Source organism: Reticulibacter mediterranei, from assembly GCF_016587455.1.
Genome location: NZ_BNJK01000001.1, coordinates 2,807,287 through 2,831,880 on the forward strand (window position 1 = coordinate 2,807,287; position 24,594 = coordinate 2,831,880).

13 protein-coding genes and 2 rRNA genes are annotated in these 24,594 nt (G+C 53.0%); 3 read left to right on the forward strand and 12 right to left on the reverse strand.

From position 1 onward, the window contains the following. Positions 1-115 precede the first annotated feature (115 nt). The gene (locus K3T83_RS11980; RefSeq protein ID WP_220203201.1) at positions 116-4,090 is read left to right on the forward strand and encodes an adenylate/guanylate cyclase domain-containing protein; all 3,975 of its coding nucleotides are present in this window, start codon (positions 116-118) and stop codon (positions 4,088-4,090) included. A 29-nt stretch (positions 4,091-4,119) separates the two neighbouring features. On the opposite strand, the gene K3T83_RS11985 is transcribed toward K3T83_RS11980, so the two are convergent. From K3T83_RS11985 to fdhD, 8 genes are all read right to left on the reverse strand, one after another. After that, a complete protein-coding gene (locus tag K3T83_RS11985; protein WP_220203202.1) occupies positions 4,120-5,106 on the reverse strand; it encodes an MBL fold metallo-hydrolase in 987 nt (328 codons plus the stop codon). Between the two features lie 19 nt (positions 5,107-5,125). Then, a complete protein-coding gene (locus K3T83_RS11990) occupies positions 5,126-5,974 on the reverse strand; it encodes an amidohydrolase family protein (protein WP_220203203.1) in 849 nt (282 codons plus the stop codon). 179 nt (positions 5,975-6,153) lie between these two features. Beyond that, positions 6,154-9,122: ribosomal RNA gene (locus tag K3T83_RS11995) — 23S ribosomal RNA — on the reverse strand. Between the two features lie 262 nt (positions 9,123-9,384). After that, positions 9,385-10,871: ribosomal RNA gene (locus K3T83_RS12000) — 16S ribosomal RNA — on the reverse strand. Together the 16S and 23S rRNA genes form the textbook arrangement of a ribosomal RNA operon. Before the next feature lie 621 nt (positions 10,872-11,492). After that, positions 11,493-12,716: a hypothetical protein gene (locus tag K3T83_RS12005; protein ID WP_220203204.1), complete on the reverse strand. Its 1,224-nt coding sequence runs from the start codon at positions 12,714-12,716 to the stop codon at positions 11,493-11,495. Positions 12,717-12,806: 90 nt separating this feature from the next. Next, positions 12,807-14,024: a hypothetical protein gene (locus tag K3T83_RS12010; RefSeq protein WP_220203205.1), complete on the reverse strand. Its 1,218-nt coding sequence runs from the start codon at positions 14,022-14,024 to the stop codon at positions 12,807-12,809. Positions 14,025-14,069: 45 nt separating this feature from the next. Continuing rightward, a complete protein-coding gene (gene mnmE / locus K3T83_RS12015) occupies positions 14,070-15,518 on the reverse strand; it encodes a tRNA uridine-5-carboxymethylaminomethyl(34) synthesis GTPase MnmE (RefSeq protein WP_220203206.1) in 1,449 nt (482 codons plus the stop codon). Between the two features lie 51 nt (positions 15,519-15,569). After that, positions 15,570-16,442, reverse strand: a complete 873-nt coding sequence (gene fdhD / locus K3T83_RS12020) for a formate dehydrogenase accessory sulfurtransferase FdhD (RefSeq protein ID WP_220203207.1) — start codon at positions 16,440-16,442, stop codon at positions 15,570-15,572. Positions 16,443-16,744: 302 nt separating this feature from the next. On the opposite strand from fdhD, the gene K3T83_RS12025 reads away from it, so the two are divergent. Beyond that, positions 16,745-17,239, forward strand: a complete 495-nt coding sequence (locus K3T83_RS12025) for a Fur family transcriptional regulator (RefSeq protein ID WP_220203208.1) — start codon at positions 16,745-16,747, stop codon at positions 17,237-17,239. Here K3T83_RS12025 and K3T83_RS12030 read toward each other — a convergent pair. From K3T83_RS12030 to aroC, 4 genes are all read right to left on the reverse strand, one after another. Then, a complete protein-coding gene (locus tag K3T83_RS12030) occupies positions 17,192-17,803 on the reverse strand; it encodes a CDP-alcohol phosphatidyltransferase family protein (RefSeq protein ID WP_220203209.1) in 612 nt (203 codons plus the stop codon). The genes K3T83_RS12025 and K3T83_RS12030 overlap by 48 nt on opposite strands. A gap of 31 nt (positions 17,804-17,834) precedes the next feature. Further along, the gene (locus tag K3T83_RS12035; RefSeq protein WP_220203210.1) at positions 17,835-19,448 is read right to left on the reverse strand and encodes a penicillin-binding transpeptidase domain-containing protein; all 1,614 of its coding nucleotides are present in this window, start codon (positions 19,446-19,448) and stop codon (positions 17,835-17,837) included. A gap of 242 nt (positions 19,449-19,690) precedes the next feature. After that, positions 19,691-21,289 carry a peptidoglycan D,D-transpeptidase FtsI family protein gene (locus K3T83_RS12040; protein WP_220203211.1) on the reverse strand — a complete coding sequence of 533 codons (1,599 nt, stop codon included), beginning with the start codon at positions 21,287-21,289 and terminating at the stop codon, positions 19,691-19,693. A gap of 212 nt (positions 21,290-21,501) precedes the next feature. Beyond that, entirely contained in the window at positions 21,502-22,653 is a 1,152-nt protein-coding gene (gene aroC, locus K3T83_RS12045; RefSeq protein WP_220203212.1) for a chorismate synthase, read from the reverse strand. Between the two features lie 565 nt (positions 22,654-23,218). Here aroC and K3T83_RS12050 point away from each other — a divergent pair. Beyond that, complete coding sequence (locus tag K3T83_RS12050; RefSeq protein WP_220203213.1) at positions 23,219-24,565, forward strand: helix-turn-helix domain-containing protein; 1,347 nt, start codon at positions 23,219-23,221, stop codon at positions 24,563-24,565. Positions 24,566-24,594: the final 29 nt, after the last annotated feature.

Genomic DNA, 24,594 nt, shown 5'->3' on the forward strand with positions numbered 1-24,594 from the left:
CAATTCTCACGAACCCGCTCCCTCCCCTTTTCGCACAAAATATTGTACAATAGAGCTGGATTATCATTCCTTATTCACCTACGCAAGCCAGTAACACTGCAAAGACAGGTTTTTTATGCGCTGCCTCAACTGTCAAACGTTGAATCCCCCAAACGCGAAGTTTTGCCTCGAATGTGGCACGCGCTTCGTCGTTTGTCCGAACTGTGGCACGGTGAATCCACCGATTGCCAAGTTCTGTATTGAGTGCGGAACAGCCCTCGCTCAACAAAATGGCAAAGTAGTAGAGGCAAGCGCAACAACAAAAACTGCGCCAGCTGAGATATTGCTGCCGCCAGAAGAGCGGCGCGTTGTCACGATCATGTTTGCCGATATTACCGGCTCAACACCCCTGGCCGACCGCCTGGACCCCGAAGATATGCGCGCTATTCTCACCGGCTATTTCAATCTTATGGCCGAGCAGATCCGCAAACATGGAGGCACGGTCGAGAAATATATCGGGGATGCAGTGATGGCCGTTTTCGGAGCGCCCATCGCTCACGAGGATGATCCAGATCGCGCCATACGTGCGGCCCTCGACATGCAGGTGGCGTTGGCTCGCTTTAACGAGTTGCGTTTAGCCCAGGATCTCCAGGCCACGCGCTTACAGATGCGCATCGGCATCAATACGGGTGAGGTAGCAATACCCAGCAATCAGACACACCAGCGTCGAGACTTTTTAATCACCGGCGATGCGGTGAATGTGGCGGCACGATTGCAGCAGGCGGCCACGCCCGACACGATTCTGGTAGGAGAACGAACTTATCTCACCACCAAAGCTGTTTTCGAGTTTCGCCCCATCGCGCCACTCCATCTGAAGGGCAAACCGGAGCCAATTGCGGCCAGCGTGGTGCTTGGACTATGCAAGTCCTCTCCCGCCATTAGTCAACATCCACGAGGAATTGAGGGCCGTCAGGCACGTCTGGTGGGGCGCTCATTAGAACTCACCCTCATGCATGCCAACTACGCCCGTGTGCGGGCCGAACGCCATCCACACCTCATCACCATACTTGGCGCTCCGGGCATAGGAAAATCACGGCTGGTACGCGAATTTATTGCACGGGAACAAGATAAGCTCAAAAGCGCTTCATCAGCTGCACCTCTCGTTCCTCCCAGAGTTCTACAAGGACGCTGCCCACCGTATGGCGAAGGCATCACCTACTGGCCCCTTCTCGAAATCGTGCGCTCTCTGCTCAATGTAACCGAAAGTGAAAGCTATGAAACGCTGCAACAGCGCTTTGTGACATTTGTAGCGGAGACGCTGGACAGGTCAAAGCGGAGCGAATCGGTCGAAGAGATCGCCAGCACCATCATACGCAGCGTGGGCCGCGAAATGAACGACAAAGCTCCGGTTGAGCGGGAGAAGCACAGGCGCGATCTTCCGCTCAATGCTTACGGTGTGAGCACCAAACAGGGAGGAACACAGGTGCCGCTGCTGCGAGCATGGCGCGTCTTCTTAGAAGCGCTTGCCCAGGTTCAGCCTTTGATTATTGTCGTTGACGATCTCCAATGGGCCGACGAAGCGCTGCTCGACCTTTTAGAATATCTGACAGACCGCATTACGAATGTACCGATTCTCTTTCTCTGTCCCGCGCGACCGGACTTCTTTGAGCGGCGGCGCGATTGGGGTGGTGGACGCCGCAATTTTACGACGATTGAACTGGAAACGCTCTCACAGGAGGAGAGCAGCGAACTGATCGATACCTTGCTCAACAATAGCGACCTGCCAGCAGTGTTGCGCTACACCATTCTGGTACGCTCAGAGGGCAATCCCTTCTTTGTGGAAGAGATTGTGCGCATGCTTATCGATCAGGGTTTACTGGTGAGCGAGGAGGATCATGAGCATGGAGAGGAGCGCTGGCAACTCAAGTTGCATCACGATGCGCTGCTCAACGACTGGCTGACGGCCAGCGACCATCCCGATGATACCTTGATTAACATGCACTATACACTGCCATTACCGCGAGTTCCCGATACCATCCAGGGCGTCCTCGCGGCCCGCGTCGATCTCTTGAACCCGATAGAAAAGCTGGTCTTGCAGCATGCCGCCATCATTGGCCGCACCTTCTGGCTGTCTGCACTGCGCGAGTTGGCCCCCGATATCAGTGCTGAGGCGTTAGTCACGGCGATTGATTCGCTCATCGAACGAGATTTTATCATTGAAACCGAAAAGCAGATTCGCAGCCCAATTGAACAGGATCACATTTTTATCTTTAAGCACATCCTGATTCGCGATGTGGTTTACAATAATATCCCACGAATGCGCCGCTCGCAGGAGCATGCACAACTGGCGCTCTGGCTAGAGGAAAAAACAGCCGACGATAGAACCGCTTACACCGAACTGCTGGCCTATCACTATCAGCAAGCGCTGGCAAGCTGGTCTGTGAGCCTCTCGATCAATGCCATTGAAGGCAATACTACACTCGATCAGGCAGCACCGATCATACCGCTGACACGGCCAGAGTTACGCCGCCGGGCCATCAATTATTTAACGCTGGCTGGCGATCAGGCATTGCACAGCTATTACACGCTGCGCGCTCTGCAAGCATACAGTGATGCCTTTGAACTTTTGAGCGATAGCGAGGCAGAACCGGGTGCCTTGATACACATGCACGAGCGCTTAGGCGACGCCTATTTCCAGCGTGGCGATCGAGAGGAAGCATGGCATGCATACCGCAAGGCACTCAAGCTGGCAACCTCTGAGGAGGCTCCACTGCTCACCGATGAGGAGTTGCTCGATCTCTATGATCGTCTGGCCCAATTGACGACGCGCTGGCTTGGTGGCTTTGTCATCCAGCCTCATCTTCAAGAGATCCGCTCATACATTGATGCAGGACTGCATTTGACGACAGAGAGGCCAAAGAGCAGTGAGCGCGTGGCATTTCTGACCTATCAAGCTTTCTGGTATAGCCGCCAGCTAGAGATGGTGGATAGCGCACAGAAAGTGGCTCTGGCCGAAAGCGCGCTTGAGAGCGGCCATGAAGCGTTGCGGCTTGCCGAACAACTGAATAACGCCTATGCGCTCTCCCTCACCCTGGACGCCCTCAGCTTTATCTACACCCACTACCATAAATACCAGAATGCCCACGCACTGCAACATCGCCGTCAGCAACTGGAGAGCCGCCTGACCGAACGCGAGGAGCTATACGACCTCTATCTCTCGCTGGGCATGGTCCACGAACAGGTGGCTGATTATTCTACTGCTCTGACCTGGTTTGGTCGCGCTTGGAGCAATGCACAGACGATGGAGAGTCCACAAATGTTGCTCAGTAGTATGATCTGGCGCATGCGAACATGGCGGCAATGGAACCGCTGGGACAATGCCACACAGGTTGCACATGACGTATTACAGCTTGCCGAACACTATCAACAGGGCGAAAAGGCGCAACTCTGGGCGCTAGAAACGCTGGCAACCATCGCCTATCGTCGCGGGGAACAGGAAGAAGGTGACCAATATACCCGACAGTACAGGCGCATACTGGACCAGCATGCCGATACACAAACATCGCTCTCCTCCCATATGCATGCAATTCATCTGGCAAGCGAGGATTGGGCAAGCGCCCTCGCCGATTACAAAGAGAAGTTACAGGCCAGCGAGCCGATGCCATCGCCAGAGGTGCTGGCCACGCTCGCTGAGCTGTCTGTTGTGATGGGCGAGCCTCCCGAGACACAGCAAAACCTCTGTGAACGAGCTGTCGCCGTTGCAGATGAGTCGGGCGCACGGAAAAGCCTGGCAATCGCTTTACGGGCACGTGGGCGCATGTACCGTGAACAACAAAACTGGTCGCAGGCCGAGGATGATCTGCGTCAGAGCTTGCGCCGCTGCGAAGTGCTGGATATACTTTGGGAACTTGGCAATACGCTCTATGAGCTGGGTCTGCTCTATAAATGCCGCGCCGCTTCCGGTGCCCGACAAAACAAGCGCAACACCGATCTCAGTCGCGCACGTTATCATTTCGAGCAGGCGGCAGGCTTCTTTGAGTCGCTACAAGCCAAGCCAGCCATACAACGCGTGCGACTGGCACTGACCCAGGATGTGGCAACACGCGTATAATCTGTTTCATTTCAATCCACGAAACATGTTTATCCTGGCATATTCCAGAGCGAAGAAGTATGCCAGAGCTGCGTAGAGTCCCAGGTATGGCCCATGCCCGGAGGCGAGACCGAGATATGCAGTTGGGTAAGGTTGGCTCTAGCCTCTTTCAACCGCATTCGCATATGGCCGAGAGCCAGAGTGGGAGTGTTGTTCGTGCGGCTGAGGTGAGAGAGCCAGAGCCAGCGCACGCTATCGCCTCGCCATGTTCGTAGCACTGCTTCTGCCGCCTGATCATTAGAGAGGTGTCCAGTAGAACTGAGGATACGCATCTTGAGATAGTAAGGATAGGGACCACGCAACAGCCGTTCACGATCATGGTTCGATTCCAATATGAGCAGGTCAGCCAGGCGCATCATATCGAGCATTGCAGGTGTAACCTCTCCGCTATCGGTCACGACGCAGACACGGCAACCACCAGCGCTGAGCAAATAACCACAAGGAGCAACGGCATCATGGGAAATAGAGAAAGATGTCACTGTAATATCGCCAATCACGCGGCTTGCACCAACCTCCAACGGCAAGAAGAGTGTTGGTGTGCTACTAACATCTACTATGGCCGGCTCTGCTGATAATGCGCCGTCCTGATCCTGTGTACTGATGTCAGCGGTCGCATCATTGGCCGGGTCAATCAGCGGTATCGTTTCTTTCTGGGAGGAGACAAGTTTCCCCGAATCGGAGCGCCACATGCCAGTCGCGAGTCCCTCTTCAATCACTGCATAAGTTGAAGGATTCGTGATGACGGGTATGTGATAGCGCTTCATCAAAGTTGGCAAGCCGAGAACATGGTCGCTGTGTTCGTGTGTTATCAGCACTCCTTGCAGTTGCGTCAGGTGAACGCCGATTTTATGCAGGCGTTCAGCGATTATTCTTACGCTAAAGCCTGCATCGACCAGCAACTTCGTGCGCCCCCGTGGTCCCGCCTCGATCAATAGCGCATTGCCACTGCTGCCGCTCCCCAGAGAAACTACTCGCATAACTCGCTCTGATTTCTAGTTATTCTTCCGGCAATCCTAATAATATACGCGCATTTTCGCCTAAGATCATGCGCACAGACGACTCGCTTAACCCGGACTGCATAATATGTTTGATAACGCGCCCCTGGCGTAACAGGCCGTAATCGCTAGCGAAAAGGATACGGTCGGTGCCGATCAGTTGTTCCGCAACAGGGAAAATAGTGTTGCGGTAGAGATAGATGGTTGCGGCTGTATCATACCACACATGGGCGGCGATGCGCTGGATTTCTGGCATCAGGTTATAGAAGGGCAGACCTCCACCCCAATGGGCAGCGATAAAGCGTATATCAGGAAATTCCGTTAGAAACGCCACGATATCTTGAAGGGAGACATCGCCTTTGCCTGGATAGATATGTCCGACCGGTTCGCTGCAATGTGAGAGGACCAGCAATTGATAGTGTCGGACGATTTCCATAAACGGCATGAGCAACTGAATATCGCTTAATTTATACCCCTGTCCATGAGGCATCAATTCGCCCAGGCCGATCATACCCGCCTGCGCACAACGCTCCAATTCACGCAATGCGCGCTTACCAGCGGTAGGTTGTAGTACGGCCATGCCATAGATGCGGCCAGGGAAACGGCGCATCGCGTCAATGACGTAGCTGTTAGTCTCCTCGATCAAGCCAGGATCGGTCCATCCAAACGAGAACGTAACCGACGCATCGACGCCAGAGGCATCCATCTCTGTAACCAGATCTTCGGCGGTAGCCATAAAAGCACGTGGATTGCTGTACAGAGCATTAAACCAGGGATCGCGTGCGCAATAGAGTGCGCGCTGTTGACAGATATGAGGGGGAAATATATGGGTATGGAAGTCAATTAGCATAACGCCCGACCTGTACTAACAAGTGAGTAATCAAAAAAGGTTCGCTCTTTTTATATATCAGAGCGAACCCCTTTGACAAGTACCATAAACAACTGCAAAGACGATATTGCCTCAATTTTGCTGACGACGGCAAGAGCGAAACCGAGCCATGCCCATCAACCAGGAGAAAGACAACGGGTGACAACAAGCCGTACGATCATTAGTGCTGCTTGGCTGCGCCTGTTACCAGGTGTCCACAGACAGCCTATCGACCAGATGTTCTTTCTGGGATCTTGATCTCACGAAGAGATGGGAAGAGTCGTCTTGGATGCGGCTTCGCGCTTAGATGCCTTCAGCGCTTATCCCTTCTTGACATAGCTATCCAGCGGTGGGGGAGGCCCCCCAACTGGCACACCAGCGGTCAAGCCATCTCGGTCCTCTCGTACTGAAGATGACTGCCCTCACTCTTCCTACGCCCACGACGGATAGAGACCGAACTGTCTCGCGACGTTCTGAACCCAGCTCGCGTGCCGCTTTCATGGGCGAACAGCCCAACCCTTGGGACCGACTCCAGCCCCAGGATGCGACGAGCCGACATCGAGGTGCCAAACCTTGCCGTCGATGTGAACTCTTGGGCAAGATCAGCCTGTTATCCCCGGGGTAGCTTTTATCCGTTGAGCCACCAACCTTCCACGCGGGTTAGTGGGATCACTAAGTCCGACTTTCGTCCCTGCTCGACCTGTCCGTCTTGCAGTCAAGCTCTCTTGTGCCTTTGCACTCTGTCCGGGTGATGTCCATCCACCCTGAGAGAACCTTTGAGCGCCTCCGTTACTCTTTGGGAGGCGACCGCCCCAGTCAAACTACCCATCTGGCCCTGTCTCCTTCCCAGATCATGGGTAAAGATGAGATACAACACATCACGAGAGTGGTATTTCACTGCTGCCTCCTCCAACCCCACAAGGCTGGTCTCTCCGGCTCCCACCTATCCTACGCACGCCATATCTCGTATCCAGGCCAAACTGTAGTAAAGCTCCACGGGGTCTTTTTGTCCTGTCGTGGGAAACCCGTATCTTCACGGGTACTTCAATTTCGCCGAGTCCTCTGTTGAGACAGCGCCCAACTCGTTACTCCTTTCGTGCGGGTCGGAACTTACCCGACAAGGAATTTCGCTACCTTAGGACCGTTATAGTTACGGCCGCCGTTCACCGGGGCTTAGATTCGCAGCTACGCACACCGCTCCTCGTAACCTTCCGGCACTGGGCAGGAGTCAGCCCCTATACATCCACTTTCGTGTTGGCAGAGACCTGTGTTTTTGGTAAACAGTCGGTTGGGCCTATTCTGTGCCGCCTCCTCACCCCCAGTCGCGAAGACTAGAAGTTACTAAGGCCCCCCTTCTTCCAAAGGTACGGGGTCAAATTGCCGAGTTCCTTAACAGAGGGTCGCTCGTTCACCTGAAGAGATTCCTCTTTGCCTACCTGTGTCGGTATGCGGTACGGGCGGAGAACGTTCTGGATAGAGGCTTTTCTTGGCGGCCTGGGGACCGATGACTACCGCCCGCTTGCGCGGACTCGGCCCTGCTGTCACGCGATGTGTGATCGGGATTTGCCTCGATCACGCGCTTCAGACAAGGCACCCAGCCTGTCCACTTGCTGGGATCACCTTCCCTACCGCGTCCCCCCTTCTCTCATAACGACCGTCTCCGGTGCAGGAATATCCTACCTGCTTGCCATCGCCTACGACTTTGACGTCCTCGGCTTAGGACCCGACTGACCCTGGGACGACCAACGGTGCCCAGGAACCCTCAGGCTTTCGGTGTGTCTGATTCACACAGACATTACGCTACTCATTCCGGCATTCTCACTTCTGCGCGCTCCACCAGTCCTCACGATCTGGCTTCTCGGCACGCAGAACGCTCCCCTACCATTATCACCACGAAGGTGATAATCCACGGCGTCGGTCCAATGCTTGAGCCTCGCTACGTTGTCGGTGCCTCTGCACTCGACCAGTGAGCTATTACGCACTCTTTCAATGGTGGCTGCTTCTAAGCCAACATCCTGGCTGTTATTGCGCAGAGACTGCCTTTGACACTGAGCATTGAGTTGGAGACCTTAGCCGGTGGTCCGGGCTGTTTCCCTTTTGACGACGAAGCTTAGCCCCCGCCGTCTCACTCACCAGTCTATGCTGTTGGCATTCGCAGTTTGCCTGGGGTTGGTAACTAGCACTTAGCCCCTAGCCCAAACAGTGCTCTACCTCCAACAGATGCTCTCTGGTGGCTGTACCTCAATACATTTCGGGGAGAACCAGCTATCTCCGTGTTCGATTGGCATTTCACCCCTACCCACAAGTCCTCCCCCAGTTTTGCAACACTGGTGGGTGCGAGCCTCGACGAAGTTTCACCTTCGCTTCACTCTGCTCATGGGTAGCTCACACGGTTTCGGGTCGCATCGACGCCACAGACGCGCTCTTCACACTCGGTTGCCCTATGGCTCCCTCTCTTTAACGAGAGTTAACCAGGCGACGCCGATGCACTCGCCGGATCATTCTACAAAAGGCACGCCATTAGTCCTTGGTATCGCAACGATACAGTGACCTCTGACTGCTGGTAAGGACAGGGTTTCAGGGACTCTTTCATCCCCCTCTCGGGGTGCTTTTCACCTTTCCCTCACGGTACTGGTTCACTATCGGTCGCTTTGGATAGGTAGCCTTGGAGGGTGGTCCCCCCAGCTTCCCACAAGATTGCACGTGTCTCGTGGTACTCAGGATCCCGACCCGCTTGCTCGGTGCTTGCTCTACGGGACTCTCACCCGCTCTGGTCAGGCGTTCCAGCCTGTTCAAGTACACCAAACTTGCTTGTTGTCGGTCCTACAACCCCGCCCCTTCTTGCGAAGGAACGGTTTGGGCTGCTCCCGTTTCGCTCGCCACTACTCCGGGCATCTCGGTTGATTTCTCTTCCTCGGGCTACTGAGATGTTTCAGTTCGCCCACTGACCTCCTCACACCCTATGGATTCAGATGTGGGTCTCCAGACATCACTCTGGAGGGGTTGCCCCATTCGGACTCTCCGGGATCAACGCTTGCATGCAGCTCCCCCGGAACGTTTCGCCGGTCTCCGCGTCCTTCTTCGGTCCAAAGCGCCAAGGCATCCACCCTGTCCTCTGTGTAGCTTGTTCGTTCTTCTTGTCTTTTCCTCTGTTGATGGAATGGTTCTCGGTTTCTTCTCTTGCTGAAGTCCTCAGCAAAATTGAAGCAATATCGTTATGCAGTTGTTCAAGTACATCAGGTGGGAATATGATCCCCAACCCCTGGAGAGTGGAAACCCTACAGTCTGCCATGCCAGGTGTGTGCCTGTTCATGCTCGTTCCTGACCGACCTGGAAGTCGATGAGGACTGGATGAACTTCTTGAAGAAGCTCGCCTCATCAATGCTCCCTAGAAAGGAGGTGATCCAGCCGCACCTTCCGGTACGGCTACCTTGTTACGACTTCACCCCAATCACCGACCCCACCCTCGACGCCTGCCTCCCACAAGGGGTTAGCCTGGCGGCTTCAGGTGTTGCCGACTTTCGTGGTGTGACGGGCGGTGTGTACAAGACCCGGGAACGTATTCACCGTGATGTGCTGACTCACGGTTACTAGCAACTCCAACTTCATGTAGGCGGGTTGCAGCCTACAATCTGAACTGAGACCGGGTTTGCTGAGATTGGCTCCCCCTCGCGGGTTGGCGACTCGTTGTCCCGGCCATTGTAGCGTGTGTGTCGCCCAGGATGTAAGGGCCGTGCTGACTTGACGTCATCCCCACCTTCCTCCACTTTGAGAGTGGCAGTTTCGCTAGAGAAATCCAACTAACGACAGGGGTTGCGCTCGTTGCGGGACTTAACCCAACATCTCACGACACGAGCTGACGACAGCCATGCAGCACCTGTGCTTGCGTCCCTTGCGGGCACGCCCCGTTACGGGCGGTGCGCAAGCATGTCAAATCCTGGTAAGGTTCTTCGCGTTGCATCGAATTAAACCACACGCTCCGCTGCTTGTGCGGGTCCCCGTCAATTCCTTTGAGTTTTAATCTTGCGACCGTACTCCCCAGGCGGACCACTTATCGCGTTTGCTTACGACACGTAGGGGGTCGATACCCCACACATCTAGTGGTCATCGTTTACGGCCAGGACTACCGGGGTATCTAATCCCGTTCGCTCCCCTGGCTTTCGCACCTGAGCGTCAGGTACTCCCCAGGACACTGCCTTCGCCTTCGGTGTTCCTCCGGATCTCTACGCATTTCACCACTCCACCCGGAATTCCGTGTCCCTCTGAAGCCCTCAAGTCTCTCAGTTTTCAAAGCACTTTGGCAGTTAAGCCACCAACTGTCACTCCAAACTTAAGAGACCGCCTGCGTGCGCTTTACGCCCAGTAACTCCGGACAACGCTTGCCCCCTACGTATTACCGCGGCTGCTGGCACGTAGTTAGCCGGGGCTTGTTCCTCTGGTACCGTCCTTGCTCGTCCCAAAGAAAAGCAGTTTACAACCCGAAGGCCGTCATCCTGCACGCGGCGTTGCTCGGTCAGGGTTGCCCCCATTGCCGAAAATTCCTCACTGCTGCCCCCGTAGGAGTCTGGGCCGTTCTCAATCCCAGTGTGGCTGATCGTCCTCTCAGACCAGCTACTGATCGTCGCTTTGGTAGGCCATTACCCCACCAACTGGCTAATCAGCCGCAGGCTCATCTCCCGGCGCCCCCGAAGGAGCTTTCCTTCGTGCGAAGGATATGCGGTATTGTCGGCGATTTCTCGCCGGTATTCCTCACCCGGAGGTAGATAACCCACGTGTTCCTCACCCGTCCGCCACTCCCTTATTGCTAAGGGCGTTCGACTTGCATGTGTTAGGCACGCCGCCAGCGTTTATCCTGAGCCAGGATCAAACTCGCCATCCAATTTCTTTATCATGACCATCATCGCTCGGACGATGGGCAAAATGCATGTCAAGTTGCGATCCAGCTCAAGTTACAATGTACTTGGCTGTTGTTCGCAGAAACTCTTATTTGACAGGAACTATGTGCATGTGACATCACATCTCGACACTAGTTACTGTATGGTTTTCCACTCTTCAGTTGTTAAAGATCTTCCCACGAAGCAATTTTTGCTGCTTCTCACCGACATTCAGAGACAAATATAGAAACCAGCGACTCATTTTCCTCGTAAGGACAGATTGCCTCTGGGTTCTTATTTCTTCAGGGTTCACCTTGTTTAGAGGTTCATCGTCTGGAGTTTTTCACCCGTCTGTATCGGCGACATCGGTATTATGCCACAGCCCCTCTCCTTTGTCAATAGGTTTTCTTCTGAATTTTTGAAATTTTATAAAATTATAAAATTTCAAATTTGGGAAGGAGAGAAACCATCGTCGCCCGGTAAACAATCGCTTTCATCAGGGCGACGGAGACGTATTGTATCGCTCTTCGCACAAAATAGCAAGAGAGGGGGTACTTTTCAATTAGTAAAGAAAGCCCTATCTCTTTTCAGGGATAGGGCCTTTTATGCATCCGGGTAAAGAGCGGCTAGTTGAGCAGCGTATCGGTGTAGTTAGAGGGCAAAGCGCAACGGTTATAGAGCCGCACCAGCAGTTGTAGCTGATCAACCACCGTTATTTTTCCAGAGGAGCAGGAAAGCACCAGAGAGCGCGCCCCCATTGATAAATCCTGGCGTATAGGCTTGGCATGCCCCTGGTCGTCGAGTATACCGATGGGCCAATGCACACCCTGATCCTGAAAGTCTTTGCCGCTAAAGTAGAAAAACGGCACCTTATATTTCGTCGCCGTTTGCACATCGGTAATTAGCGACAATGTATGCGTAATCGCTACCTGGGAGGCGCTCTTCTCATCGACGCCACAACCCTTAAAGCAGCCAGTGCCTTCTACCACCCACAGGTGTTTCCCCAGTTGCCCGCTGTTCAGATCAACATGGAACTGATCGGCCCAGAACGTAAACAACCCGGCAAGACTGTTCACATTGGGATCGGGATAACCAGCACTATTCCAGCCGTTATGCCAGCTATCGATCAGGCCCAACGTCTGCGTGTGCCAATCCCAATTCTTGCCCGGGGCAACCGTGCTGTTCATGGCCTTCTGCATCGCATCGAGATATTGCGCCTGCTGCACCAGGGGATCGTGATCAACGCCTCCAACGTGCGGGTCGAGCGAACCCAACAGGACTGGCACCTCTGGACGGACCGCATGGACGGCCTGTTCGCACATAGCATAGAAGCGAGCAAACTTATCGGGAGGGATATAGAGAAATGATACGGCAGCATCCTGCTTCATTTGCTCATTCCCACATTGCACCGCATCGGCGAGTCCTTGAGCTGCATCCTTAAATGTTGCGGCATCATACAGGCTGGCGTTGTTCCCGCGCTGGCAGAGCGTCAACAAGACGCGCATCCCAATCTTATGATATGCTTGAATGCTATCTTTCAAGGCTTTGCCACGCAAACTTCCCCAGCCACAGGTCGGATAACCCAGCCGCACCCAGGAAATACCAGGATATGAACTGTTTTTATCGCCCTGGATGCCCAGAACTTGCGATGGATCTTGTACGGGCGGCAAGCCTGCCGTCGTTTTTGCCGGGGTAGGTGTTGCAGCGCTGGTTACAGGAACCGTTGGCGTCGCCGTAGTGGTGAGCGGTTGTCCTCCAACCGTCACCTTATAGGCCAACACTCCCAGCAGAGCGCCTACAATCAGTACCGCAACCACAATTAGTGTAGCGGGCTTCTTTATGAAGTTCATGGTCCCTTCCTTCACCATACTGGATTGTCTTTCATCCCAAAATCATCATATGCCCTTCCTACCTTCCACGACACCAGGTACATCAACCTGCTAAGACATCAGTATACTAGCAAAGTTGTCAGGTAATGAGCATCCCTGGTACATCTTTCCCAGCAAATCCAGTTGGTTCACGACGTTGACGGATTTGGAACCACAAGTCATGGTTAAGGAGCGCGCACCCATGCCGAGATCCTGGCGTAGTGGCTTGGGATTGCCATTCATATCCAGCACACCAATCGGCCAGGTAATCCCCTGATCCATAAAATCTCTGCCACTGAAATAGAATAGTGGCACTTTATAACGCGATGCCGTCTGTACATCGGTGATCAGCGCAAGAATATGCGATGTGGCGACCTGATAGCTGCTATCTGGATTCACACCACAACCCTTAAAGCAACCAGTGCCTTCCACCACCCATAGGTGTTTCCCCAGCTGCCCGCTATTCAGGTCAACGCCAAATTGCTGCGCCCAGAATGAGAATAGTCCGGCGAGGCTGTTGACGCTCGGATCATATCCACCATTCCAGCCATTGTGCCAGCTATCGATCAGGCCTAATGTTTGCGTGTGCCAATCCCACTTGCCGCCAGGATGGACCGTGCTATTCATTGCGCTCTGCATCTGATTGAGATAGCCAACCTGATTGTAAAGCGGTTGAATATCGATGCCGCCAACATGCGGATCGAGCGAACCCAATAAAACCGGGATTTCAGGCCGCACCTTGTGCACAGCTTTTTCGCATTGATCATAGAATTGCGCGAATCGTTCTGGGGGAATGTACAGAAACGCGACATTGGGATCATATTTCATCTCTTCGTTGCCGCACTGAACCGCATCGGCCCTGCCTTGAGCTGCATCCGCAAGGCGTTTGGGATCAATCAGCCGCGAATCGTTTGGTCCCTGGCAGACGGTGAGCAACACGCGAATATTCTGCTTATGATAATCATCAACGGCGTTACGCAGATTGGCACCAGTCAGATTGCCCCAGCCGCAGGTCGGATAACCCAGCCGCACCCAGGAAATACCAGTATAATTTGTGCCTGGACTCCCTTCTATCCCCTTAACATCGCCAGAATTTTTTACGACTGGCGGAAGAGGAACGGGAGTCGGGGTTGGCGATGGTGTTGGTGAAGGGCTGGGAGTTGGGGTAGCACGTGGACGTGTAGGCGCGCTGACTTTCGGGGTAGAGAGTGGTCCCTGGGGCGAGATGGCAAGCCAATAACTGAGAATCGCCGTCGCTATAATCACAACCAGCAGGACGGCAAAAATCATGATCCTCTTAGGGGTACCCAACGGCTGTGGCCTCATATGTGTACCTCACTTTCCAATACAAAATTCGCTAAAGATCTTGTCAAGCAAATCTTCGCTGGCAGTCTCCCCCGTTACCTCACCTAGAGCATCATATGCTGCACGCAAATCAATCGAGACAAAATCCAAAGGCAATCCTTGCTCAAGTGAGATTACGGAAGCCTGCAAATGTTCGGCGGCCTGACGCAGCGCCTCTTGATGGCGTACATTCGTGACCAGAACGCTTTCGTTGCTCAATACTTTTCCGGCTAGCACTAAATCGGCAATGGCCTCCTCCAGCGTAGCAAGCCCCTCACCGGTCAGCGTCGATGTCTTCACAAACGTTGCCTGCGGCCATGCAGCCCCTATTTCCGCAACTTCCAGACGCAATGGTCGATCAGCTTTATTGACGACAACCACAACGGGTCTACGATGCTGGTAGGCATCATTAGCTGATGCATCAAGGGTAATATATTCGCCAAATCCCATTGCCTGCAATTCGCTAGAAACCTTCCGGTCCTGTTCGGTCAGCGGCTCCGAGCCATCGTAGACGAGCAGAACTACATCAGCACTCTCAGCGGCGGCCCGGCTACGCTCGACGCCGATTTGTTCTACTGGATCAGTCGTCGGTGTGATGCCTGCGGTATCGATCAGGTGGAGAGGGATACCGCGCAGATTGGCGATCTCCTCAACTGTATCACGGGTCGTTCCTGCCACTGGAGTCACAATAGCGCGTTCGGTGCGCAGAAGAGCGTTGAGCAGGCTGGATTTACCGACGTTAGGCCGTCCGATAATGGCGGTCCGCAACCCCTGTCGATAGAGTCGCCCCTGTTCGGAGCCTGCTAGCAACAGATCAACCTGTTGCTGAGCAAGAGCAATCAGCGGTCGCAATTCTTCTGGTTGAGGAGTGGGCACGTCGTCTTCGGGGAAGTCAATGCTGGCCTCTATCCGCGCAATCACACCAAGCGTGGCCTGTCGCGCCGCCTGGACCTGTTCGGAGAGACGGCCCCGTAACTGCTGCATTGCCAATCGTTGTCCGGCCTCGGTCTGAGCACCAATCAGATCCATCACTGCCTCGGCCTGAGCCAGATCCATACGGCCATTGAGGAATGCACGCAATGTAAATTCACCGGGATTCGCCATACGCGCCCCTTGTGCCAGGACGGAGCGCAAGATGCGTTTAAGAATCAATGGTCCACCATGCCCCTGAATCTCTACCACATCCTCGGCAGTATAGCTATGTGGGGCATGCATAAAGGCTACCAGGACTTCATCCAGCACATCCTGAGTAGTAGGATCTATGATATGCCTGTAGATGAGCATATGAGAAGGCGGGATAGGAGGCACTTCTTGCGGCTTCCCAGGACGCCGCAGCAGTGGCGCAACCAGGCTGAACGCGTCAGTCCCACTCACCCGCACAACACCAATGCCACCAACCCCTGGCGGGGTGGCAATTGCTGCTATCGTATCGTTTTGCATAGGGCGATTATACAGTAGCGACCCCCGACCCGCAAGGGACTTTTTTTCAAGTCAGGAGATAACCCGTTCAGGATGTGTATACACGTTCATGCTCTGATCGCGCAGAAAGCCGATCAGCGTAATACCGCTCTTTTCCGCCAGTTCAACGGCCAGACTGGATGGAGCAGATATCGCAGCCACACAAGGAATGCGTGCCAGCAGCGCTTTTTGCAGGATCTCAAACGAGGTGCGGCCACTTACCAGCAGCACGAATTTGTTGTAGGGATACAGGCCATGCAACAATCCATGTCCAACCAGCTTATCAACGGCGTTGTGCCGCCCGATATCCTCGCGCAAGAGCGCCATAGCGCCGGTCGTGGTAAACAGACCAGCCGCATGCAGGCCACCGGTATACTGAAAAACTCGCTGCTCTGTACGCAACTGTTCAGACAAGGTATACAGGATGGAAGCTGAGATACGGAGGGAATCTGTTTCGAGTGGAGGTGTGGAGACCAGCAGATCGGCGATACTGTTTTTCCCACACAAACCGCAACTGGAGGAGACGGTAAAGTGCCGCTCAAAGGCTGCCGGCTGCGTTGGCACGGCGCACGTCTGCATAGGAGAATGTGATGAATATAAAGCTACATTCACCACATTCTCCAGCGGCAACCCCTCGTCATCATGCACCATCTCGACGGCTGCAACATCTTCCGCGCTCTGAATGACGCCCTCGCTGAAGAGAAAGCCCATTGCCAGCTCGTGATCGTTGCCAGGGGTACGCATAATCACAGCTACGCTCTGGTTGTCCACGCGCACCTCCAATGGCTCCTCCATCGTAAGCTGCTCCTCGCGCTGCTGCCATTCGTTACCTCGCCAATGCTTAATTTCGGCCCTCATCACGCGTTCTGGATCAAGTGTCGAACGCCAGAAACCGGATAATGTCATCTTTTTGTACTCCTATGTATTTCGTAGTTGCGCGATTTATCGCGCTCGTCCCGCTTCTTATCTGCATTCAGGGCTACCAGCGCGATAAATCGCGCAACTACGAAATATGAAGCGTTGCCGGGTTATTTGATTAAATCCCACCAGTGCTTTCCAGTGTACCACACTTCATATGCTCTAAGAACCACAACCACTTCTTCCGATTGGCAGGCTCAAAATCATAGCTTGTTGACGCGTATGAGACGCAATGTTAGGATATGAGTACAGGTTATGTGCCATTCATAGAAGAGAAGAAGAGCTACTCCATGCATCATTTCGTCCGAGCGAGCAACGAACTGCTCCGCAAGCAAGGCTATCGTCTGACGCCACAACGCCATATGATCTTGAGCGTCATTCAGGAAGCCAACGAACACCTGAGCGTAGACCAGATCTCTGAGCGTGTTCAACAGCGCAATCCCTATGTGAGCCTCTCGACGATCTATCGTACCCTGGAACTTTTGCGGAAGCTGGGCCTGATACGCGAAAGCCATCTCCCCGGCGAACAGCCTCACTACGAGGCGGCGCAGGGTCACTCCCACCATCATCTGATCTGTCGCCGTTGTCGCCACACGATTCACCTGGACGAGACGTTGCTCGGCAATCTCCGCGAGCAATTACAGGAAGAGTACCATTTCCACAACCTGACGCTCGATCTGGTAGCAGCTGGTTACTGCTCCTCGTGCTGGCAGGAGTTGCAGCAGGAAGTGTTGGCATCAGAGGGCATTGCGGAGCCGCCAGAAGCTGAGGGCCAGGAGGGGTAATGTTAACAGATATACCCCCAGCAAGGCATTGAGCAGATCAATTTTGAAGAAGAAATACAGGGCAATGGCAACGCACAGCAGCAGACGGCTGGGACGAATGATCCAGCGTGAAGAAACCTGCAATAGATGATGCAATACCAGAAATGTTACCATCGCAGTATAGATAAAGACAAATATGATCGCAAGAGCGGGATGGACCAGACCTTTCCATGCCATGCCAGCCACACTGAACGCCACCACCATCTGATCACAGAACATATCGGTAAAAGAGCCACGCGCCGTGTTCTTTCCCGTCGCACGCGCCTCTACTCCATCCAGCCCATCACACAGCAGCGAGACCATTAATAACCAGAAGGCCAGCGTAAAGGAGATGGGGGCCAGCAAGCAGAACCCCATCCCCAGCACCACAGAGGTAAAAGAGAGTATATCGGGACTGATCCCCAGCCGTGACAGCAGCGTTGCCAGCGGCTCCAATACATACTGCCGGATGCGCTGGCTGGGAACGAGTACTCGTTGCTCATCATCGCTATAAATGCTGGTTAATCTGCGTCCACGCCTTTGCATAGCTCTTTCGACCAAAGATCATAGGTGACGGCTAGAAACCGGGACATCCCCTCTGCAATAAGCCAGTCTGACAACAATAATTGGCGTCAGGTGGTGTCGGCAACTGAGCCTTCACGTAGTTATTTGAAAAGATGTCGTTATACATAGCCGCAATCATTGGCCCCACGACCGCTCCACCTTCGCCGCCATTTTCTTTCATGGCAGCAATGGTCAGTGCAGGTAGTTGCGTCGGGTTGGAGACCGAATACGGTGCCTGCGTAATCATCCAGGAGTGGGCCGCTTTTCCTCCACCAAGCTCAGCAGTTCCGGTCTTGCCGATAATCCCTGCTGAAGAGGTAAACAACTGGCTCACTACAGACCCCGAACCACATCGTACCACACCAAACATTGCCTGTCGTACCTGAGCCGCCGTTTGACTGCTCATTTGCGGAGATCCTAACGGCTTTGGCGTGGTGGTCAAGAGAGGCGAGCCGGTGCGATCTAGCACTTTTGCAACCAGCGTGGGTTGCATCAACTGCCCATCGTTGGCAACGGCATCGTCGATCAGCGACATCTCGAACGGCGTGATCGAATCATAGCCCTGCCCAAACGAATTGGCCGCCAGCTCGTTCTTTTCCAACGGCTGCCCATTGCGCAAGACGCTACTCTTTGCGACAGGTATGTCAAAAGGCGTATCCTCCCCCACTAAAAAACGCTTGTTGTAATCAAGCCAACCATCGGCCCCCGTATTGACGCCAATCTGGGCAAAAATGATATTGTCGGAATGTGTAAAGCCATATTCGGTATTGACCGGGAAACGCAGCGTGTAGCCATCAATATTATTGCCGTTGGGACCGAACGCCTGCCCATTATAAAAGATGGGGCCGCGCGCCTCGTCCTTGTTGAACTGCTGACTGAGCATGGTTTTGCCGCTATCCAGTCCGGCAATCAGGGTGAGCGTCTTATAGGTTGATCCAGGGCTATAGGTCTGCTGTACCGGACGTTCTAACAAGGGCTGTGAAGGATCTTTCAGGAGTTGATTATAGAAAGAGAGATCACCGTGCCCGATGGTCTGCACCAGCTTGTTTGGATCATAACCTGGGCGACTGACCATTGCCAGAATCTCGCCGGTATGCGGATCAGTGACAACGACCGCGCCACGATTTGTAGCAAACGTCTCGCCCGGAACAATAGGAATGGGATCGTCAAAGTGCTTATTGACGAGGCGCTGAATGCGCACATCAATGGTCAGGTAGATGTCATCGCCGATGGGGGGCCGATGCAACGTTTTATTGACAATATTATCAAGTGAGGTCAGGCCAACACGACCACTAAGGTAGTCATCGTAGGTATGTTCAATACCGGTGGATGGATAAAGAGGACTGATATAATATCCGATAACTCCGGCCAGCGACGGCTCATAATATTGCCGCAGATAGCCGCACACATTGTTCGCTGGCTTCGACTCGGCCAGCAGCACCCCGTTGCGATCAAAAATGCGTCCCCGCACAGGGGCGTTAGAGGCCAGACAGGGACGGCCATTGTGAATATTAGCGGTTACTTTGCCGGCCACGATCACCTGCCAGTAGACCAGCCCGCCGCTCAGGGCCAGAAAAAGCGCTACAAAAAACAGCGTTAGTTTCCTTATATTGGAACTGATATTCATGAACGCGCCTCCAATTCGACACGCTGCACTGGTATATCGACAAGAACGCTTTTAGTAGCAAGTGTATCATTGATGCATTCCAATTAGCAAGAGAAATACTTCACACTGCCAATGGCAAACATCCTGAAATTACGTGGAGACACGAGCGGTTTTCTCAGGCGCAAGAAGGGAAAGAGGGCGTGATTGGCGGGAAGATAAAACAAAGCGAATGCACCAGGGGTGGTGCATTCGCTCGCCAGCAACTACGATTGCAATAGCTGCGTTGTATAGCAGTAATTTGAGGGGGTAGCCGGTGGCTGCTGGATCTTCATTACGTTGGTGAAAATGTCGTTGTACATATTGGTAATCATCGGTCCTGTCGTTGAGCCACCTTCACCACCGTTCTCTTTCATCGCAACAATCGTCAACTTGGGCAACTCGGTAGGATTTGACACTGAGTACGGGGCGGCAGTGATCATCCAGCTATGAGCAGGCTGGTTTCCACCAAGCTCAGCTGTTCCTGTCTTCGAGATGATGCCCCAGGGGGACGTGCTAATATTGACACCAGCCACCAGACCAGAACCACAATGCGTCACCCCATACATCGCCTGCCTCGCGCCGGTCGCTGCTTGAGCCGAGGCCTGCCTTGACCCCAACGGCTGCGGTGAATTGGTCTTCATCGGATTCTTATTGGTATCCACAATCTTTGAGACGATCATAGGCTGCATCAATTGCCCATCGTTGGCGATGATATTAGTTAAGAGCGACATATGCATCGGCGTCACAAAGTCTACGCCCTGCCCGAAAGCGTTGTCGGCCAATAAGTTCACATCGAGCGCCTGATCGCCTCGCGTTACTGATCCTTTTGTAATGGGCAAATCAAACGGGATATCTTGCGTGATATAGAAGCGCTTGACGTAATCCTGCCAGGCATCGACTCCGATATTGGCTCCGATCTGAGCAAAGATGACGTTATCAGAATGAGTGAAACCGTACTCGGTCGTCACCGGGAAGCGGAAGGTATATGGCTCAAGGTTATTCCCGGTCGGACCAACCTGGTGCTGACCAACAACGATGGGTCCAAGCGCGTGCTTGCGATCAAACTGCTCGTTGAGCGTCGTCTTCCCAGAGTCCAGGCCAGCCAGCAAAGTAACAGCTTTAAAAACTGACCCGGGAACGTAGCGCGACTGAAGAGGTCTCATAAGCAGAGGCTGCTCAGGATCTTTGATCAATTGATTGTAGTAAGAGAGATCGCCTTTCTCTTGCAGCCCTTCGACCAGTTTGTTGGGATCATAACTGGGGCGGCTCACCATTGCCAGGATCTCGCCCGTCTTGGGATCTGCCACAACAACCGCGCCACGATCAGTCTTAAAGGTTTTGTCGTTATCAATCGGCACAGGATCATCAAAATGTTTATTGACGATACGCTGGATGCGCACATCGATGGTCAGATAGATATCATCGCCGACTGGAGGACGATGCAGTACTCTGTTCATCGTATTATCTAGCATAGTCGTACCCAGACGCCCGCTGAGATAATCATCGTACTGCTTCTCAAGGCCAGTTGCGGGAAAGTTTGGGCCGGCATAGTACCCGATCAAACCTGCCAATGATGGCTCAGTATAATGACGAACATAGCCACACGCCTTTGAAGCCTTCGATTCCGCCAGCAATACTCCGTTGCGGTCAAAAATGCGTCCCCGCACCGGCGCGTTATCGGTCAGGCAGGCGCGACCATTATGAGGGTTATCCGTCACCTCTTTCGCCACCACCACCTGCCAGTAGACCAGTCCACCACTAAATGCAACAAACATAACAACAAAGAAGAGCGTCAGCCTGCGTATGCCGGTACTAATACTCATCGCGAATCCTTACCTAATTATATTATTCATAACGATCTGGATGATTTTTTCACTTCCGTCTATTAAGGAATCTACCATTGCACCTCTTTATTGGCAAGACCATAGGTAGCAGAGGCTATCTCCTATTCTATACGCAAGAAGAGATGACCATGTTGAAGTCTCGATAGATTCAACACAGCCATCTCTCTGCTTGCTCGTTACTGCAAAACGGCTCAGGAGCGATAGTGCTTCATCATCTCATCGATGCTATCGCCGCCATATTTTTCGATCAGCGCCTCAGCGAGCACCATAGTCATCATCGCCTCGCCCACGACACCGGCTGCCGGAACCACGCAGACATCGCTTCGTTCGTAGCGGCTCTGGTCGATATTCTCTTTCGTCTCAATATCGACCGAAGGCAGAGGATGTGCCAGTGTGGGGATCGGTTTCACGCCAACGCGCACAACCACAGGCTCGCCATTGGTGATGCCACCTTCAATACCGCCAGCATTGTTGCTGAGATGAAACCAGCGGTCATCTTCGCTCCGACGCAAGACATCATGCACATGTGAGCCGGTTGTGCGCGTGGTGCCGAAGCCAGCGCCGATCTCCATCGCTTTCACGGAAGGTATGCTCATCATTGCCGTGCCCAGACGCGTGCTGAGGCGGCGGTCCCACTGGCTGAAGCTGCCCAGGCCGATAGGGACACCGAGCGCAACCACTTCAAAGACGCCGCCGCAGGTATCGCCCTCACGCTTGGCCTCTAAAATACGAGCAATCATCTTTTCGGTTAGATCGGCGTCGGCACAGCGCATGGGCGAGGCTTCTACTACGTCCCACATGCTCTCAGGATAAGCGTCGGGCGTCATCGGGCGCAGCGTCTCATATCCGACCTCGACCACTGAGAGGACATGGCTATGCACTGCTATGCCAAACTGGGCGAGAAACTGGCGACAGAGGCCACCAACGGCGACACGCGAGGCGGTCTCGCGCGAACTGGAACGCTCGATTACATTGCGCACATCATTATGCCCATATTTGATAGCGCCAGTAAAATCGGCGTGACCGGGCCGTACTCGCGTCACATGATCGATCTCGGCCTCGACGGGCGCGGCGTTCATACGCTCCTCCCAGTTCACCCAGTCACGATTCTCAATCTGCATTGTGATAGGCGAACCCAGCGTCTTGCCGTGACGCACACCGGAGAGAAAACGAATCTCATCCTTCTCGATTTTCATGCGTCCGCCGCGTCCATAACCACCTTGCCTCCGCCGCAGGTCTGCATCGATGATGGTCTTTTCAACGGTCAGGCCGGCAGGCAAACCTTCTACAATAATAGTCAGGCAGGGGCCATGCGATTCCCCCGCCGTGAGAAAACGAAACATTGCTGTAACTCCCAGGATAATATAGAGATGATGGACTATTTTCCGCTAATGCAGGCGTCTCTTTATCAAGAGTCTCTCAAATAGATACTATCAGCTTATCACACAGATGCACCCCAAGAAAATTACGGCTGATGTTACTCGCTTTGAGTTGAAATTCAATGCGATTATTCCTTTTATTTCTGGCTGCTTGGCAGTCTGAGATTGAACGAGAACGTAGCACAAATTGACAGAGAAATCCAGTTCTTTATATAGGCATATATACATCTTAGAATACAGAGATAGAGGAGAAATGGAGAGAGCAACAGGATAGCTTCACTACATCATGCTTACATTTTGACGCCAGGAAGATGGGGAAAGCATTATAGCATGCGCTCACTTGCTCCGTCATTAGAGGAGTCCGAGAAGAACTTTACTTGTAACACAAGCAAAACTGTATGAGTATCTCTTTAATATTTATAGCACTAACATATTGACAGAAAGCATAGGTGTATTTTACAATACGTTTGACCATTACTTTGTGTATTTATTGACACACGTTCTCAACAAACCATTCAAGGAGGCGTCTATGTCCCCTGAAGCATCAAGCAAAATTGGCAAAACAGTAGGGGAAAAATTACGTGCAGCCCGAATCGCACAGCGTTTTACACAAAGTCAACTTGCGGCCCCCGATTTTTCAGTCAGTTATATTTCGGCAATCGAACGAGGGCAAATTCACCCTTCGCTACGAGCGTTAGAAATTCTGGCCGCGCGTCTGGGGCTATCTTCCACGCAGCTGCTCCCACACCGGGGTCAGTCTGAAGACCGTCATGGAGCGCAACTCAACATTCCAGAGCGCGAAGACGATGAGATGGATGCCATTTTGCTAGAGGCCAATCTTCAGATCTGGCAGGGGGAAGCGGAAAAAGTTGTTACACAATTAAGCAAAATTTCCATCAAACGTTTAAAACGTCAACAACAATTGCAGCATCGCTATTTACTCGGATTGGCTTACTTTACAGTAGCACAATTTCAGGAATGTGAGGATGCACTCAATGAAGCGCTTCAAATTGCCAAAGAACTAAACAACCAATACTTGACGGTACGTATTCTTGACCGGCTTGCATTAGCTTATGCAGCTATGCGCAATTATCCACAGGCGATCCTGTCTCATCAACGTTGTCTGCACTTACTGGAGACCCAAGAAGCGCATGATCCGTTCTTTGCTACACAAGTATATATGCATATGGGACAGCACTATACACATCTGGATAATGTGGAACAGGCATTAGAAATGTTTCATAAAGCATTAGAAGCGACGGCTAATTATACGACCATTCAAGCCATTCAGCAGCTTTATCTGGATATGAGTTGCCGTTATGGGGCAAATAAAGAGTATGATCTTGCCACACAATACGCTTATAAGTGTTTCTATTCGAGCGATAAAGAAAACATGAAACATTTGCGTAGTGAGTTGTATCACTATCTGGGGCAGGCGAATTTGAAAGGAGACCCGGAGGAGACGCGAACTTTCCTTGACACGGCGCTGCAAGATAAGCAAGTAACACAGGATACATTGGCGCTGGCGAGCATCTTAAACACCAATGCCGAGTGGTACTTTCAGCAACAGGCGCTCACTGAGGCGACCGAGAATGCTCAAAGAGCATTGACATTGACAGAACCATTCGACGACACGTTGATCAGAGCAACGGTCCTGATTACACTTGGACGCATCGAATACGCTCAGTCTCTTGCGGAGGCAGGCGACCAACACTTCACAGCTGGCCTGAGCATGTTAGAGCGCCTGGGCCGCCACGAAGAGCTAGCCAACGAATCGGTCAATTACGCCGAGATCCTGGAACAACATGGGAAAGAGCGCGAAGCATTTGCATATTTCAGACGTGCCTTTCAGAGCCAGCAAAAGATGGGTAAATAGCATCAGTACCAAACCCTTGCAAGCTTGTT